Origin of the sequence: Hymenobacter bucti (genome assembly GCF_042681145.1) — a bacterium.
Lineage (GTDB): Bacteria > Bacteroidota > Bacteroidia > Cytophagales > Hymenobacteraceae > Hymenobacter > Hymenobacter bucti.
Window position 1 is genome coordinate 146177 of the sequence record NZ_JBHUFD010000005.1, and the last position, 17130, is coordinate 163306.

The following is a 17130-nucleotide window of genomic DNA, read 5'->3' on the forward strand; positions in this document are numbered from 1 at the left end:
GCAATGCGCCGCGGCGAAGGGCATAGATACTGGCATTGGCCTAGGTCCTCTCCCGCCGTAGCGACTCTTCAAAGGTAACCTAGGGCGGCTGGGTGGGTTGGTGCATTGCTCGCCGGGGGTAGGGCCTCGCCCCCGGCGAGCATAACCTCCCTACCGAAGTCGAAGCAACAGCGCTGAGACTGGGCTAGCTACGAAAGGACGTTGTGGCCACTCTAATCTCGCGTGGCTTACCAGTCGGCTATCGACCTCTGCGTCCTGGATACTAAAAGTTTCACCGGCAGCAACTACCAGCGGCCCTGAAGTCGCGTATACCTAAACCCGGCCTCCCCGCGCCTGCTTCTCTATATGCTACAAGAATTTTCTCCCGCGCTGCAACCCGGCGACACCGTGCCCAACGGCCCGTTGCCCGACGGCTCTACCCTATTGGAGCGGCGCGGCCAGCCCGTTATCCTGGCCTTTGCCCCCAGCGAATGGAACCCAGCGCAGGCGCACCAGAGCGCAATTTTTGTGAGCTTGTCGCAGGAGTTTGACAACGGCGCAGCCTTCGCCGAGGTGGCGCCCCAGGCCTGGCACTCGCTCGACTACCGCGGCGAACTCGCCGAGCAGCTAGGCGTGGCCGGGCAGCGGGCACTGCTGCTACTCGACGAAGCGGGCGTACTACGCTGGAAAACAGTAATTGAGCCCGGCCAAGAAATACAGTCCGGCCAGGTGCTGGCAGCACTTGAGGCCCTGCGCCCCGCGCCAGCGGCCCCCAACACGGCGGCGGCCCCTAGCGCGGCAGCTATAAATGAAACTGAGGTCGCCAGCGGCGGAATGTCGCGCCGCACCTTCGTGACGGCCACGCTGGCCGCGGCGGCGCTGCTGACGCTACCCAGCGTAGTAACCGCGGCCCCGGCAGCCGTTTCAACTAGCCCCACTCTCACTGACGACCGCCCCGCCATGCTACCCGTCGCGCTCACTATCAACGGCCAAAGCCACCGCCTCCAACTCGACCCGCGCACGGCGCTGCTCGACGCGCTGCGCGAAAACCTGCACCTCACCGGCACTAAAAAAGGCTGCGACCACGGCCAGTGCGGCGCCTGCACCGTGCACCTCGATGGCCACAGCGCCCTCTCGTGCCTCACGCTGGCCGTGATGGCGCAGGGCAAGGCCATCACCACCATCGAGGGGCTAGCGAAGGGCGACGTGCTGCACCCCCTGCAGGCGGCATTTATTAAGCACGACGCATTTCAATGCGGCTACTGCACGCCGGGCCAGCTGATGGCGGCCAGCGCGCTGCTCACCGACCCGCACACGCGCCACGGCTCGGCCGTCGAAATCCGCGAGGCCATGAGCGGCAACCTGTGCCGCTGCGCCGCCTACCCCAACATCATCGCCGCCATTGAGGAGGCCCAACGCGCCTAGCCGCCCCTAGCCCCTACCTATGCATCCGTTCCAATACCAGCGCGCCGAGAACCCCGGCCAGGCCGTGACGGCCGTCGCCAAAAATCCTGAAGCAGCGTTTATTGCCGGCGGCACATCGCAGGTCGATTTGCTGAAAGAAGGCGTGCACCAGCCCAGCCTGCTGGTGGATGTGGCGGGCCTGCCGCTGCGCCAAATCAGCGAGTTTGAAGGCGGCGTACGCATCGGGGCCAACGCGACCAATACCGAAGCGGCGTATTACCCCGCCATTCAGGCGCGCTACCCGGCCGTGAGCGAGGCGCTGCTGGCGGGCGCCTCGGTGCAGATTCGCAACATGGCTACGATGGCCGGCAACCCCTTGCAGCGTACCCGCTGCCCCTACTTCCGCGACCTAGCCCAGCCCTGCAATAAGCGCACGCCGGGCAGCGGCTGCGCGGCCATCGGCGGCTACAACCACGTGCACGCGCTGTTCGGGGCCTCGGCGGCGTGCGTGGCCACGCACCCCAGCGACCTCGCCGTGGCCCTCGCCGCCCTCGCCGCCCGCGTGCAAACCACCGGCCCGGGCGGCAGCCGCACCATCGCCTTCACCGACCTGCACCGGCTGCCCGGCACCACCCCGCACCTCGACACGACGCTGGCGCACGGCGAACTGATTACCAGCATCGACCTACCGGCCTTTGCGGGCCGCTCGCACTACCTCAAGGTGCGCGAGCGCGCCTCCTATGCCTACGCCCTCGCTTCGTGCGCCGTGGCGCTAGAAATGGACGGCCCGAAAATCAAGCGCGCCCGCATTGCGCTGGGCGGGGTGGCCCACAAGCCTTGGCGCACCCCGGCGGCCGAGGCGCTGCTCGCGGGCCAGCGCCCCACCGAAAAGCTGTTTCAGGCCGCCGCCGCCGCTGCCTTTGCCGACGCCAAGCCGCTGGAACACAACGCCTACAAAGTACCGATGGGCCGCAACCTACTGGTGCGCGCCCTGCTGGAAACCAGCGGCTTGCAGCTTTTGCAGGGCCCGGCCGGCACCGCCTTTGCCGCCAGCGTGGGCGGCATGGCCGGTCAGGTAGCTACTCCCAATTAACTAGAGAATATTCTTATGCTAACCGAAGCTACCGGGCAACCGCTCGACCGCGTAGATGGCCGCCTCAAAGTGATGGGCGGCGCGCGCTACACCGCCGAGTGGGACCTGCCGGGCCTCGCCTACGGCGCGCTCTCCACGAGCGCCATTGCCCGCGGCAAGGTGCGCGCTATTGATGTGAAAGCCGCGCAGCAGGCCCCCGGCGTACTAGCGGTGCTCACCTACCTCAACGCCCCGCGCCTCCAGCCCATGCCCGATAAGGTGGGCGGTTCGCTGTTTCGCGGCGAGGGCGGCATCACCGAAACGCTGCAACCGCTGCAAGATGCCGCCATCGAGTACGCTGGCCAGCCGCTGGCCGTGGTGGTGGCCGACACCCACGAGCACGCCCGCCACGCCGCCACGCTGGTGCGCATCACCTACGACGAAGCCAAGCCCGAGCTGGACCGCGCCACCGCCAGCCGCCAAACGCTACCCGAGTCCTTCACGGGCAGCAAGGAAGAACCGCTGCAAGTGACCGTGGGCGACCCTAAGGCGGCGCTGGCTGCCGCCCCAGTGAAGCTGGAAAGGGTGTACGAGTCAGCCATCACGCACCACAATCCTATCGAGCAGCTCGCCACCATTGCGCGCTGGGAGAAGCGCAACGGCGCCGATTACCTGACGGTGTACGACACCACCCGCGGCGTTGATACGCTGCAGGAGGTCTTTGCCGCCTCGCTGAATTTACCCAAGGAAAACGTGCAGATTATCTGCCCGTTTATTGGTGGGGCGTTTGGCTCGAAAGGCTGGCTCTACGCCCCGGCGCTACTCACGGCGATGGCGGCCCGCGTGGTGGGCCGCCCGGTCAAAATCGAGCTGCGGCGGCAGGATATGTTCAGCACGGCGGGCCAGCGCGGCGCTACCCGCCAGACCTTGTCCCTAGGTGCCACCCGCGACGGCAAGCTGACGTCCCTGCAACACGATACGCAGGCCCAAAGCTCGATGGTGAGCGGCTACACCGAGCCCTGCGCCCGGGTGTCGCGCATGATGTACGCGGTGCCCAACCTAGGCTTCGCGCACCACCTATCGCACCTCAACCTGCCCTCGCCCTGTCCCATGCGCGGCCCCGGCGAAACCGTGGGCGGCTGGGCCCTGGAGTGCGCCATCGACGAACTGGCCACCGAGCTCAACCTCGACCCGGTAGAGCTGCGCCTGCGCAACTACGCCGACAAAAACCCCGAGACCGGCAAGCCCTTCAGCAGCAAGCACCTGCGCGAGTGCTACGCCCGCGGCCAGGAGCTTATCGGCTGGGCCAAGCGCAATCCCAAGCCGCGCTCGATGCGCGAGGGCAACAGCCTCATCGGCTACGGCATGGCCACCACCATGTACCCGGCCGCCCGCCGCGAGGCCTCGGCCCGCGCCACCATCTTCGCCGATGGCCGCGCCCTGGTGCAGAGCGCCACCCACGAGCTGGGCAACGGCGCCTACACCATCTTCCGCCAAATCAGCGCCGACGCGCTAGCCCTACCCGTTGACAGCGTGCGGTTTGAGCTGGGCGATTCGGCCCTACCAAAGGCGCCCACCACGGGCGGCTCATCCACTACGGCCACTGTCGGCCCAGCCGCCACGGCGGCTAGCCAAGCGGCCCTCAGTGCCCTCAAGAAAGTAGCTATCCGCGATGCTAAGTCGCCGCTCTTTGGCGCGACAGAAGAAACCATTGAGGCCCGCGACGGCCGCTTGGTGCGCAAGGCCAACGCCGCCCAGGGCGAAACCTACGGGGCCATTTTGCAGCGCGCCAAACTGCCGTCCATCAGCGCCGAAAGCACGACCAAGCCGGGCGACGAGCGCGAGCAATTCTCGTTCTACTCGTTCGGGGCGGTGTTTGCCAAGGTGCGCGTGGACGAGGCCAGCGGCTCCGTACGGGTAGCGCAGCTGTGCGCCGTGTACGACGTGGGCCGCCTCATGAACCCCCAAACGGCGCACTCGCAGTTCATCGGCGGCATGGCCATGGGCCTGGGCGCCGCGCTCATGGAAGCCACCCACTACGACGACCGCAACGGCCGCGCTGTGGTGCGCAACCTCGCCGATTACCACGTGCCCAGCATGGCCGACACGCCCGATATCATCGCGGAGGCGCTCAACATTCCCGACCCGCACATCAGCGCACAGGGCGCCCGCGGCATCGGCGAAATCGGCTGCGTGGGCACACCCGCCGCCATCACCAATGCCGTGTTCCACGCTACTGGCCAGCGCCTGCGCTCGCTACCGCTCACGCCGGATAAGGTGCTTAAAGCGCTAATGAGCTAGCTAGCGGTGCGCTGGACGGCTTACTACAATGCGTCGTTCCTAAAATATTGGCCTACCGCATTAGCAGGCTTAGTACAAGGCAGCAGCCTGCTGTTGCGCGGACTTTGTAGTCCGCGACTTACCCCACAACGCGGACTACAGAGTCCGCGCAACAGTAGGCCGTATGCTGCTTCTGAAACTGCACTGGGGCTATTTCTAGGTCCGGCCGAGCAAGTAACACGGAGGTTGTAGTCCGCGAGTCGATACGTCGGCTACTTGCGGACTACAACCTCCGCGCTACATTCGGCTTCTCGCTGGCTCATCCCTGCTTTATGCTGCTCACGATTACGACGACCTACCAGCCGGCTACCGACCTAGGTTACCTGCTGCACAAGAACCCCGCCCGCCTGCAAAGCCTGGAAATCACGGGCGGCCTGGCTCACGTTTTTTATCCCGAAGCCACCGCCGAGCGCTGCACGGCCGCCCTGCTGCTCGACCTCGACCCGGTGGGCCTAGTGCGCGGGCGCGGCAACGGCGACGGCTTTGCCCTGGAGCAGTACGTAAACGACCGGCCCTACGTGGCCTCGTCGTTCCTGAGCGTGGCGCTGAGCAAAGCCTTTGGCACCGCCATGAACGGCACCTGCAAAGACCGCCCCGCCCTGCCCGCCGAAGCGTTGCCGCTGGCCATCACGGTGGCCGTAGTGTCGGCGCCCGGCCCCGACTGGCCGCGCCGCCTCTTCGAGCCCCTAGGCTACGCGGTCGAAACCGAGGCCTACCTCCTTGACCCCACCCAGCCCGAGTGGGGCGATAGCCCCTACTACACGCTGCGCCTGCGCCACGACGGCCTGCGCCTGCAAGATGTGCTCACGCACCTCTACGTGCTGCTGCCAGTGCTCGACAACGACAAACACTACTACGTAGACCAGACCGAGGCCGAAAAGCTGCTGCACCGCGGCGGCGCCTGGCTACCCCAGCACCCCGAGCGCGGCTTCATCACGCGGCGGTATTTGCGCTATTTAGCGGCGATGGTGAACCCCACGCTGGCCCGGCTCCTGGAGGGCACCGAGGAAGAGCTCCCCGAGCCCGCGGCTCCCGAAACCGACGAACCCGGCGCCCTACCCCCCACCCCCGCCGCGGTGGCGGCCGAAGCCCCCGAACCCAAGCTTTCGCTGCACGACCAGCGCCTCCAGCAGGTGGCCCACGAAATCTACCAGCTCGCCCCCAAGCGCGTGCTCGACCTGGGCTGCGGCGAGGGCAAGCTCCTGCGCCTGCTGCTGCGCCAAGGCAAGATTGAGTTTATCCGCGGCATGGATGTGTCACACCAGGCGCTAAGCCGGGCGGCCCAGCGCCTGCACCTCGATGAGCTGTCGCCGCGCCAACGCGCCCGCATCGAGCTGATTCAGGGGTCGTTGCTGTACCGCGACGAGCGACTGGCCGGCTTCGACGCGGCGGCGCTGGTGGAGGTAATCGAGCACCTCGACGAAAACCGCCTCGCCGCCCTCGAAGCCGTGGTATTTGCCCAGGCCCGACCGGCGCACGTCTTTGTCACCACGCCCAATGCCGACTACAACCAGCTCTTCGAGAAGCTCAACGCGGGCGACTTCCGCCACGACGACCACCGCTTTGAGTGGACTCGCGCCGAGTTTGCGGCCTGGGCCTCCGGCGTGGCCCAGCGCCACGGGTATCAGGTGCGCCTCGAAGCGATGGGAGACGAAGTGGAGCAGGTAGGCGCCCCGTCGCAGATGGCGGTGTTTGGGCTAGCATAGCCCGGCTCTTTCTGCGTAATGTTCCCCAATTATATGTCTTGTAAACGAGTGTCATGCTGAACGCAGTGAAGCATCTCTACCGCCTCGTTGAACGAATGCAACGAGGCGGTAGAGATGCTTCACTGCGTTCAGCATGACCCGTTTTTACGTTTTTCTTAATGGAGGAACAAGGCTATAGTATAGTGGCGCGAGCCACTAAGCGCGCCATAGGCCGGGCCGGCCTATTTGACACGGGCATTACTGCTTTTAGCAGAAAAATGACCAACTTAGTGGGCCCTTTTTCTGCTATGAACCCGACCTCTTCTATCCCCTTGCCGGCAACCCTAGCCGAAGCCCATGCGCGCATAGTTGAACTGGAGCAGCAACTGGCCCGGCAACAGACAGTGGCGGCGGCCGAAGCCGAGCAGCGGCTCTTTTACCACAGCATATTAGGTGAGTTACCCGTCGATGTCGCCGTATTCGACGGGGCGCACCACTACCGCTTTATAAACCCGCACGCCATTCGCAGCCCCGAAATCCGAAGCTGGATTATCGGCAAGAACGACTTTGAGTACTGCGCCTACCGCGGCTTCAACCCCGAGCGGGCCGTGGTTCGGCGCACCCACTTCGAGCGGGCCGTGGCCGAACGATGCCAAGTGGCCTGGGAAGAGGAGCTGCCCCAGCCCGACGGCAGCACGCGCTATTACCTGCGCCACTTCATGCCCGTGCACGAGGCCAGCGGCCAGCTCAAGTTCGTACTCGGCTACGGCCTGGAGATTACCGACCGGGTGCTGGCTGAGCAGCAGATGAAAGAGGCCCGCGAGGTGGCCGAAATGGCGGCCTCGGCGCGCACCACCTTCCTAACCACGATGAGCCATGAAATCCGCACGCCCTTAAATGGGGTATTGGGCATGGCGGCGCTGCTGGCCAAAACGCCCCTCACGCCCGAGCAGCGCAAGCAGGTGGGCATCATCCACTCATCGGGGCAGCACCTGCTGGGCGTTATCAACGACGTGCTCGACGTGGCCAAAATCACCTCGGGCAAGCTGGAGTTGGAGCGCATTTCGTTTGACTTGGTCGAGTCGGTAACGCGGGCCGTGGCGCCCCTGGCCGAGCAGGCCCGGCAACGCGCGCTAGCTTTTGAGACCAAGTGGCTGGATGTGGGCCACGCTTGGGTACTGGGCGACCCCTTTCGCCTCAATCAGATTCTACTCAATCTGCTTTCCAACGCCCTCAAGTTTACGCACGCCGGCAGCGTGACGCTGCGCATCAGCCGGCTTGCCCAGGCGGCAGGTTCCTTCACGGTCGAGTTCCGGGTGAGCGACACCGGCATCGGAATTCCGGCCGATAAGCTGGAGCACATTTTTGAGAGCTTCAGCCAGGCTTCGTCGGGCACCACCCGGCAGTTTGGCGGCACCGGGCTGGGCCTCCACATCAGCCGGGCCCTGGTGGCGCAGCTCGGCGGGCAGCTCACGGTCGAGTCCAAGCTTGGCCAGGGCAGCACGTTTAGCTTCGTACTGGCGCTGCCCGAGGCCGAGACCCCCGTGAGCGAAGTGCCCCAGCAAACCCAGGAAGGCAGCCTCGATGGCCTGCGCATCCTGCTAGTCGAAGACAACGACATCAACCGGATTATTGCGAGCTGCATGGTGCAGGACTGGGGCGCCGAGGTCGATGAAGCCCCCGACGGCAAAGCGGCCATCGAGCTCTTCGAGCAACACCGCTACGACATCGTGCTGATGGATATTCAGCTGCCGGACATGACCGGAGTAGACATCACGCAGTACATGCGCCGGCACGCCGACGCCCAGCGGGCCCAAACGGCCATTTTGGCCCTTACCGCCAGCGCCTACCAGTCGGATATGCAGGCCTACCTAGCCGCTGGCATGAATGACTACATATCGAAGCCCTTCGACGAAACCGTGCTCTGGAGCAAGATGATGGCGCTGCGCCCCAGTGGCAGCAGCTAACCAACCGAGCGCCGCTCCACCCTCCTAGTCACCACGCCCAATGCCGACTACAACCAGCTCTTCGAGAAGCTCCACGCGGGCGACTTCCGCCACGACGACCACCGCTTCGAGTGGACCCGCGCCGAGTTTGCGGCCTGGGCCTCCGGCGTGGCCCAGCGCCACGGGTATCAGGTGCGCCTCGTGGCGATGGGCGACGAGGTGGAGGGCGTAGGCGCCCCCTCGCAGATGGCGGTGTTTGAATTAATTATTTAATTTCTCCCACTTGTCAATTAACTCAGATTCTAATTGATTTTTAGTTGCGTTAAAATCTACTTGTCTTTGGCTATTTGAACAATCGCGAACTGAGCAGGAATTATCTATAAACCTTAGTGGTGTACTACCATGCTTCGTACAGTAAGCATCTAATTCATCAATAAACGGATTGCCGTTAAAATCAAAAAATACTTGCCATCTAAATAGCACTCCTTCATTAGGATATTCAACCTTATTTAATCTCATCAATATAGTTTGCTTATCATTGTAAATAGAGGCTTTACCATTAGATTCAATAGGCTTACCTATTTCCCTAATCACAAAGTACAGAAATAAAATAACTGTAATTCCTAAGAGTATCTGCAAGACACTGACACGAGGTTCACTTAGCTGAGATACTGCTTGTTTAATTGATATAGAATCAGTTATACTTTTTACGTAAGCGTACCCCAGTGTTATAAGCCATAGAAACGCAGCAGAAATCACTTTGCTCCAAACAGGGTCTTTCCAAATATTTTTTAACATATTTTAAATCAGATAAATACGTCTTTTCAAGTTCGTATTATACAGAGACTCCTACTTGCAATCGCTTTTGTTATTCCACACTCAACTTCAAATGCCCGCCCAAACCTTCCCGAATAATCCGCATCAGCGTTGAAAGCCGAATATCTGAGGCATCATTTTCAATGCGCGAGATATAGGTTTTTGTGGTGCCACACTTCTCGGCTAGCTGCGCTTGGGTCAGGCCTTTTTCCTTGCGGAGCTCTTGCAGCATGGCTCCGAGCTTAAACGCTTCGAAGCCTTCTTCGAACTCTTCGCGGGCAGGTGTGCCGGGCTTGCCGTACTGCTCATCGAGATGGTCGGCGAAGGAGGTGAGGTGATTATCTGACTTTTTCATCGAAGTATTGCTGTTTGATTTTCTCGGCTAATTCTAATTCGTTTTTTGGCGTTTTCGGCGTCTTCTTTTGGAAGCCGTTGACGAGGATGACAAGCTTGCCTTTGTCGAAGAAGCTGAAGACGCGATAGATGTCGGAGCCGACTTCGACGCGGATTTCATACAGGCCCGAGCTGCCGGTGATGTGCTTGAAGTACTTTTCGGGCACCCGGTCTACGGTAGACAGCAGCTTTAGCGTCCAGTTGAATTTCTTTTGCACCTCTGGTTTCAGCGTAGCGAAGAAATCCAGGTAGTAGCGACGGTAGTAGAATACGTTGCGAATAAATTCGTCGGCCATGCGCCAAAGTTAGCTAATTGGCTAACATTTCCTACCCTCATATAATGCCCCAAGATACCCTCAAGCTTCCCGAACTCTCCCTTATTCTGCTGCTTGGCAGCTCGGGGGCGGGCAAGTCTACGTTTGCCCGGCGCTTGTTTAAGCCCACCGAGATAGTGTCGTCGGATGTGTGCCGGGGGCTGGTGGCCGATGATGAGAACGACCAATCGGCGAGCGGCGACGCCTTTGAGCTGCTGCACTACCTGGTGGCCAAGCGCCTGAAGCGCGGGCTGCTCACCGTGGTCGATGCTACCAACGTGCAGGCCGAGAGCCGCAAGCCGCTGGTGGCTCTGGCCCGGCAGTACCACGTGCTGCCGGTGGCCATCGTGCTCGACGTGCCCGATGCCGTGGCCCACGAGCGCAACGCCCATCGGCCCGAGCGCCGCGGCATGGGCCCGCACGTGATAGCGCGCCACCGCCAAGACCTGCGCCGCAGCCTGCGCAACCTGCGCGACGAAGGCTTCCGGCACATTTTTCACCTGCGCGGGGTGGAGGAAGTAGACGCCGTGCAGGGCATCTTGCGCGACCGGCTCTACAACAACCGCAAGGAGGAAACGGGGCCGTTCGACATCATCGGCGACGTGCACGGCTGCTACGACGAGCTGCTGGCGCTACTCGGCGACCTAGGGTATATACTAGAGGAAGAGCCGGTGGCCGACGTGCGCGACCTCGGCATCCGGGTGACGCCGCCAGCCGGGCGGCGGGCTATTTTCCTAGGTGACCTGGTAGACCGCGGGCCGGCCTCGCCGCAGGTATTGCGCCTGGCGATGAGCATGGTGCGCAGCGGCGCGGCGCTGTGCGTGCCCGGCAACCACGACATCAAGCTGCTGCGCCACCTCAACGGCAAGAAGGTGACCGCCAACCACGGCCTGGCCGAAACCCTGACCCAGCTCGAAGGCGAGTCGGACAGCTTTAAGGGGCAGGTGCGGCAGTTTTTGGATGGGCTGGTGAGCCATTACGTGCTCGACGGCGGCAAGCTGGTAGTGGCCCACGCCGGCCTCACCGAGGAGATGCAGGGCCGCGGCTCGGGCGCCGTGCGGGCCTTCGCGCTGTTTGGCGAAACGACCGGCGAAACCGACGAGTTTGGCTTGCCCGTGCGCTACGAGTGGGCCCGCGAGTACCGCGGCCGGGCCATGGTAGTCTTTGGCCACACGCCCGTGCCCGACGCCGAGTGGCTCAATAACACCATTGACATTGACACGGGCTGCGTGTTTGGCGGCCGCCTCACGGCCCTGCGCTACCCCGAGCGCGAGCTGGTGGCCGTGCCCGCCGCCCGCGTGTACTGCGAGCCGGCGCGCCCGCTCAACTACCGCGCCGCCCAGCTAGCGGCGGCCGGCGCTGCCGAGAGCGACCTCAGCGCTCAGCACCAGCAAGACGATTTGCTGGATATTAAAGACGTAACTGGCAAGCAGTTTATCGAAACCCGGCTGCTGCGCGGCGTGACGGTGCGCGAGGAAAACGCCGTGGCCGCGCTGGAGGTCATGTCGCGCTTTGCGCTGCACCCCAAGTGGCTGCTGTACCTGCCGCCCACCATGTCGCCCACCGAAACCTCGGAGCTGCCCGACCTGCTCGAGCACCCCGCCGAAGCCTTCGCCTACTATAAAAAGCTGGGCGTAGAGCGCGTGGTGTGCGAGGAAAAGCACATGGGCAGCCGCGTGGTCGTGGTGCTGGGCAAGGACGAGGCCGCCATTCAGCGTCGCCTAGGTCTCACGGGCGAAGGCATCGGCAAGTGCTACACCCGCACCGGCCGCAATTTCTTCACCGATAAAGATCTGGAAACGGCCTTTTTGGCCCGGCTGCGCGACGCGCTGACCACGGCCGGCTTCTGGGAGAAATTCGATACCGACTGGGTGTGCCTCGATGCTGAGCTGCTGCCGTGGTCGGCCAAGGCCCAGGAGCTGGTGAAAAACCAGTACGCCGCCGTGGCGGCCGCCGCCACCGCCGCCCTGCCCCAGGTCGAGGCCATGCTGGCCGAAGCCGCCGCCCGTGACCTCGACGGCGCCGAGGCCCTGCTGGCCCGCACCACCGCCCGCCGCCAGGCCGCCGCCGACTACGCCGACGCCTACCGCCGCTACTGCTGGCCCGTGCACTCACTCGACGACCTCAAGCTGGCGCCCTTCCATCTGCTCGCCACCGAGGGCAAAACCTACTTCGACCGCGACCACGCCTGGCACATGGAAACCCTGCGCACCCTCGCCCTCGCAGACCCCGGCCTGCTGCGCGCCACGCCCTACCGCGTAGTGCCCCTAGGTGACCCCAGCGAGGTCGAGAGCGCCACGCAATGGTGGACCGACCTCACCGCCGCCGGCGGCGAAGGCATGGTAGTAAAACCCTACGACTTCATTCCCACTGGCCAAAAAAACCTCGTACAACCTGCACTCAAATGCCGCGGCCGCGAGTACCTGCGCATCATCTATGGCCCCGATTACCTGCTGCCCGGCAACCTAGAGCGCCTGCGCCAGCGCAACGTGAAAGCCAAGCGCAACCTGGCCCTGCGCGAGTTCGCGTTAGGCGTGGAAGGCTTGGAAAGGTTCGTGGCCGGCCAGCCGCTGCGGCGCGTGCACCAGTGCGTATTTGGCGTGTTAGCGCTGGAAAGCGAGGCGGTGGACCCTAGGCTGTGAGCAATGGTGGCGCTCCGTTTGGCAACAAGTAATCCCCCACAGTAGCCCAAAAACGCTTGTCATGCTGAGCGCAGCGCAGCGAAGTCGAAGCATCTCTACCGCACCGTTGAATGGCCCGGATGAAGCGGCAGAGATGCTTCGGCTGCGCTCAGCATGACGACTGTATTTCAAAGGCTTTCTACTCGCATCATAAGAACCCAATGCGCCTTATTCAACTTCTATTCTTTGTCCTTTTTGCAAGTACCCTATCAGTGCAAGCGCAGGACCTGACCATCATCCACGCCAACGTAATCGACGTGGCCACCGGCCAGATTAAGCCCGACCAAACGGTCATTATCACCGGCAAACGCATTACGAAAGTGGGGCCGACTACCGGCCCTGGCCCCCGTCGGGGCCGCGTGGTGGATGCCAGCGGGCAGTACCTCCTGCCGGGCCTGTGGGACATGCACACCCACATCTACTTCGACGGCACGGCCAACGCGGGCACGGCGCTGATTTTGCCGCTATTAGTGGCCAATGGCGTCACGGGCATCCGCGATATGGGCAGCGCGCTCGACTCGATTTTGCAGGCGCGGGACGCCGTGGCCAGCCACCGGCTGCTGGGCCCGCGCATGGTAGTCAGCGGGCCGATGCTCGACGGGCCCAAGTCGCCCTACAAAGCCTCCATCGCCATTGCCAGCGTTGAGGACGGGCGCCGGGCGGTGGCGATGCTCAAGGCGCGGGGCGTTGACTTCATCAAGATTCAATCGCTGGTGCCGCGCGAGGCGTACTTCGCCATTGCGCAGGCGGCGAAGGCGGCGGGCCTGCCTTTTGAAGGGCACGTGCCCGATGCCGTGCGCGCCACCGAGGCCGTGGCGGCTGGCCAGCGCAGCTTCGAGCATTTGATTGGCATTTTCGAAGCCAGCTCGACCACCGAGGACCAGTACGTAGCGGGCGCCCCCAAGCTGCCAGGTCGCCTGCTCACCACCTACGACCCCACCCACGAGGCCAACATTATCAAGTTCCTAGGTCAGCACCGCGGGGTGTGGCAGTGCCCGACTCTCTTCTGGGAGCGCGGCCAATGGCTGGTCGACAGCATCGCGTGGCGCCAGGACCCCGACCTCGGGTATGCCGGGGCCAGCTGGGTGGCGCAGCGCTGGCCCAAGGCTCAGCTCGGTATCGCCCGCACCCTCGACACCGACCCGCTGGCCGTGCGCGCCCGCTTCGCGAATCACGAGCTGGACATCGTGCGCAGGCTGCACGCGGCGGGCGTGGGCTTTCTTGCCGGCACCGACATGCCGGCGGGCGTCGACCTCATTCCGGGCGTGAGCCTGCACCTCGAATTGCAGCGTTTCGTGGCGGCGGGCTTTACGCCGCTGGAAGCCCTGCAAACAGCTACACTGAACCCCGCCCGGTTTTACAACCGCCTCCAGGATTTTGGCTCAGTGCAGCCGGGCCGGCTCGCCGATTTGGTACTGCTCAGCGCTAATCCCTTACTGGACATCGCCAACACCCGCAAAATTGTGGGCGTGCTGGCCGATGGGCAGTACCTGTCGCGGCCCGACTTGGATGCGCTACAGCGCCGCTTGCGGCAGGTGGCTGCCACTAAGTAGCCTAGTCCGGAGGCAACAGGCGCGACCCACGCCCGCCGGTGGCGCTTCGCTTACGAATATTCTTAATCAAAGAAAGCCTTAAAGCACAAGAGACTAGTGAATTTAGAAACGCTACCTGACCCGCTGGTTTTCGCGGGCTGACGCAGTAGCTTTACTATATTCTTCCTTCCCACCCCACCACCCGCATGCCCGAAAACTTACTAACCACGCTCATTCCCCTGCGGCTGGAAGTGCCTTCGCCGCTGGAAATAATTTCGCTCGACCAAACCATCAAGGTCCTGCACAAGTACCCGATTACGTTCATGGCGCCGCTGGACCTGGACACCACGTGGTACGAAAACTACTGCCGCGGCAAGATTGAAGCGCACGTGGAGCGCTTCGACTGGCACGGCTCCCAGGCGTTTGCCGAGCTGCAGTTGGACGCCAACTTCTACCGGCGGTTTTTGGCCTACGAGTACATGCTCATCTGCCACCTCGATGCTTTCGTGTTTCGCGATGAGGTCGCGCAGTGGTGCAGCCTGGGCTACGACTACATCGGGTCGGTAATTTATAACCCTAGGTGGGTATTGAAGAACGATTTTAAGCGCAAGCTCACCGGCTTCTCGCCCCCCGAATACTTCGGCAATGGCGGCTTTGCCCTCAAAAAAATCAGTACCTTCTACCACATCACGTCCAAGTACCGCTGGTATTTGCAGTTCAACTTCTGGCTCCGCAAAAAGCGCGGCCAAGGCTTACTCGATGACATCTTCCTGACTCAGCACTTCCCCAAGCTCACCACCTTCAAGATGCCGCCCCGCGCCCTGGCCGAAAAATTTGGCGCGGCCTACGAAATTTGGGATGCCGACAAGCTACCCTTTACCAACCAGGACGACAGCACCTTGCCCTTCGGCATCCACGCCTGGATTCAGCTTAACCAGGACTACTGGAAACCGAGCATTCGCCGGGCTGGGCACGCCATTTAGGATTGAGACTTAGACATTGGTCAGCTTCGCGGCCAAGCAGTAGCGCGGACTTTCCGTCTGCGCTACTGCTTGGCCGCGCTTCGGCCGTGCAAAGGCCCTAGGTCTGCTTTATTTACCCAGCAGCGCTAGCTTGGCCAGAAAGTCATTGAGCAGCAGCGCCGTATCGAGCCGGCGATACACCCGAATGGGCCGCCCGGTGGGGTTGACCTCATACGTGCCTTGCGCGCTGAGGCGGGGCGCCAGCCGTAGCGCGTAGTCGCTCGACGACGGGTCGGCCTCGAACGAGGATTGCAGGGCCGTGAGCAGCACCAGCGGGCTGTCGCCCAGAATATAGGTTTCGCCGATGTTGAGGTGATACTGCGGCAGTCGTGCCATCAGACTTTCGATGCTCGCGCTCAGGTACGCCCCAATTTTGCCCTTGGGTTTCACCTGGGTCAGCAACTGGGCATAAGGCAGCAGCACCTGCCGATACGCATCGCGTGGCACCTGCCACAGCGGCAGCCGCGTGCGGTTAAACACGGCCCGGGCGGCCGCTGGGTCGATGCCTAGGTTGTACTCGGGCGCCGGGGCGTGCGGCGGCGGCAGGGCCAGGTCGGGGTACTCGGGCCCACCTATCCAGACCAGCGTGAGCCGGCCGGCCAGGCGCGGCTCGGTGAGCGCGGCCGAGGCGATTTCGGTGAGGCCGGCCCCGCACAGCACGTACAGCGGCAGCTGCGTATCGGTGCGCAGCGCTTCCTTGATGATGAAATCGACGCCCGCACTCCTGACCGGCGTGCTATCGTTGGCCATCCCTAGGTTGGCGCCGGCCAGCACGGGCACGCGGCCCGTCAGGCGCAGCAGCGCCACCAGTTCGGCGGCTTTGCGGGCGGCGTTATCAGCCTGGGTGGCCGACGGGTCGAAGCCATCGCCCACCTTCAGGTGCGAGCCGATGATGGCCCGCACCTCCACTGAGGGCGACAGTAGTAGGTGCGCCAGCTGAAACAGCCCGTCGGGGTCGCCGCTAAAATCATTATCCACTATCACCCGCAGGCGGGGCGCTACCAGGCCAGATTTTGGCTGGCCTAGGCTCCGCAGAGGCCCGGCCAGCAGCAGGCAAAAGAGGGCGGCAAGGAGCTTTGACACGCGTAGAAAAGCTGCTGGCTATCAAGCCGTGGGCACTGGTTGAGCCAGCAATATAATGAGCCCTGCGGTTCATCTAGGGCCCGCGCGGCGGCGCGCCCATTTAGCTGGCTGGCACCCAGCATTTTTTTGGGTAAACTAGTGTACATTTACTATACTTAGCGCTGCCATCTTCCCACCCAACTTCACAGCTATTGTGAAAACTCTACCGTTGCGAGTCTACGCTTCCTGGACCGATGTGGCCCTGCTCGAAGCCCTGCGGGCCGACGACCGCGCGGCTTTTGCCGAGCTCTACGAGCGGTACTGGCACCGGGTGTTTGGCTTGGCCTACCGCCGGCTCGGCTCGCGCGAAACGGCCGAGGAGCTGGTGCAGGACTTGTTTGCGGCGCTTTGGCACAAGCGCCAGGCGCACAACATTGAACACCTCGAGCACTACTTGCTCACGGCCATCAGCCGCCGCGTTATCGGGCACCTGCGGGCCCACCGGGTGCGCGAGGCCTACGCCGACTACTGCCGCTGGCACCAGGCCGAGGCCACCCAGGAAACCGAGCAGACCCTGGCCGCCGCCGACCTGTCCGACGCTTTTTCTAATGCCTTATTACGCTTGCCCGAGCAGTCGCGTGAGATATTCCGGCTAAGCCGGCTCGAGCACTTTTCGGTGCACGAGATTGCCCAGCAGCTCAACCTCTCGGCCAAGGCCGTGGAGTATCACCTCACCAAGTCGCTGCGGCTCCTGCGCCTGCACCTGAAAGATTTTGTGCTGCTGATGGTTCTTTTTTGCGCAGGCTTGCTAGGGTAGATTATTAACCCATTTTATTGTCTTACAGTAGCTTAAATAACTTTACTCAAGCACCGGGATTCGGCTG

The 17130-nt window shown here is 62.9% G+C and carries 13 protein-coding genes; 9 read left to right on the forward strand and 4 right to left on the reverse strand.

Annotated features, from left to right (window positions below; all coding sequences use genetic code 11):
- Positions 1-345 precede the first annotated feature (345 nt).
- The 5 genes from ACFSDX_RS12800 (at position 346) to ACFSDX_RS12820 (ending at position 8447) form a co-directional block, all read left to right on the forward strand.
- Complete coding sequence (locus ACFSDX_RS12800; RefSeq protein ID WP_382314046.1) at positions 346-1404, forward strand: 2Fe-2S iron-sulfur cluster-binding protein; 1059 nt, start codon at positions 346-348, stop codon at positions 1402-1404.
- Between the two features lie 19 nt (positions 1405-1423).
- The gene (locus ACFSDX_RS12805) at positions 1424-2476 is read left to right on the forward strand and encodes an FAD binding domain-containing protein (RefSeq protein WP_382314049.1); all 1053 of its coding nucleotides are present in this window, start codon (positions 1424-1426) and stop codon (positions 2474-2476) included.
- A gap of 15 nt (positions 2477-2491) precedes the next feature.
- Positions 2492-4756: a xanthine dehydrogenase family protein molybdopterin-binding subunit gene (locus tag ACFSDX_RS12810; RefSeq protein ID WP_382314053.1), complete on the forward strand. Its 2265-nt coding sequence runs from the start codon at positions 2492-2494 to the stop codon at positions 4754-4756.
- Positions 4757-5067: 311 nt separating this feature from the next.
- Positions 5068-6501 (forward strand): 3' terminal RNA ribose 2'-O-methyltransferase Hen1, encoded by a 1434-nt coding sequence (locus ACFSDX_RS12815; RefSeq protein WP_382314055.1) that lies wholly within the window; start codon positions 5068-5070, stop codon positions 6499-6501.
- A gap of 287 nt (positions 6502-6788) precedes the next feature.
- Positions 6789-8447 (forward strand): ATP-binding protein, encoded by a 1659-nt coding sequence (locus tag ACFSDX_RS12820; RefSeq protein ID WP_382314057.1) that lies wholly within the window; start codon positions 6789-6791, stop codon positions 8445-8447.
- A 240-nt stretch (positions 8448-8687) separates the two neighbouring features.
- On the opposite strand, the gene ACFSDX_RS12825 is transcribed toward ACFSDX_RS12820, so the two are convergent.
- The 3 genes from ACFSDX_RS12825 to ACFSDX_RS12835 all read right to left on the reverse strand — a co-directional run bounded on the left by ACFSDX_RS12825 (position 8688) and on the right by ACFSDX_RS12835 (position 9931).
- Positions 8688-9224 carry a hypothetical protein gene (locus ACFSDX_RS12825; RefSeq protein ID WP_382314060.1) on the reverse strand — a complete coding sequence of 179 codons (537 nt, stop codon included), beginning with the start codon at positions 9222-9224 and terminating at the stop codon, positions 8688-8690.
- 70 nt (positions 9225-9294) lie between these two features.
- Entirely contained in the window at positions 9295-9597 is a 303-nt protein-coding gene (locus tag ACFSDX_RS12830) for a helix-turn-helix domain-containing protein (protein ID WP_382314062.1), read from the reverse strand.
- Positions 9581-9931: a type II toxin-antitoxin system RelE/ParE family toxin gene (locus tag ACFSDX_RS12835; protein WP_382314065.1), complete on the reverse strand. Its 351-nt coding sequence runs from the start codon at positions 9929-9931 to the stop codon at positions 9581-9583. Before ACFSDX_RS12835 ends, ACFSDX_RS12830 begins: the two co-directional genes overlap by 17 nt.
- A gap of 44 nt (positions 9932-9975) precedes the next feature.
- Here ACFSDX_RS12835 and ACFSDX_RS12840 point away from each other — a divergent pair, with 44 nt between their 5' ends.
- The 3 genes from ACFSDX_RS12840 (at position 9976) to ACFSDX_RS12850 (ending at position 15145) form a co-directional block, all read left to right on the forward strand.
- Complete coding sequence (locus ACFSDX_RS12840) at positions 9976-12591, forward strand: polynucleotide kinase-phosphatase (RefSeq protein WP_382314068.1); 2616 nt, start codon at positions 9976-9978, stop codon at positions 12589-12591.
- 251 nt (positions 12592-12842) lie between these two features.
- Positions 12843-14183 (forward strand): amidohydrolase family protein, encoded by a 1341-nt coding sequence (locus tag ACFSDX_RS12845; protein WP_382314070.1) that lies wholly within the window; start codon positions 12843-12845, stop codon positions 14181-14183.
- Positions 14184-14368: 185 nt separating this feature from the next.
- Positions 14369-15145 carry a DUF5672 family protein gene (locus ACFSDX_RS12850; RefSeq protein ID WP_382314073.1) on the forward strand — a complete coding sequence of 259 codons (777 nt, stop codon included), beginning with the start codon at positions 14369-14371 and terminating at the stop codon, positions 15143-15145.
- 108 nt (positions 15146-15253) lie between these two features.
- Here ACFSDX_RS12850 and ACFSDX_RS12855 read toward each other — a convergent pair whose 3' ends face one another.
- On the reverse strand, positions 15254-16267 hold the full coding sequence (locus ACFSDX_RS12855) for a nucleoside hydrolase (protein WP_382314075.1): 1014 nt from the start codon (positions 16265-16267) through the stop codon (positions 15254-15256).
- A gap of 193 nt (positions 16268-16460) precedes the next feature.
- Between ACFSDX_RS12855 and ACFSDX_RS12860 the strand changes: the two genes are divergently transcribed.
- The gene (locus tag ACFSDX_RS12860; protein ID WP_382314078.1) at positions 16461-17063 is read left to right on the forward strand and encodes an RNA polymerase sigma factor; all 603 of its coding nucleotides are present in this window, start codon (positions 16461-16463) and stop codon (positions 17061-17063) included.
- The last annotated feature ends 67 nt before the right edge of the window (positions 17064-17130 follow it).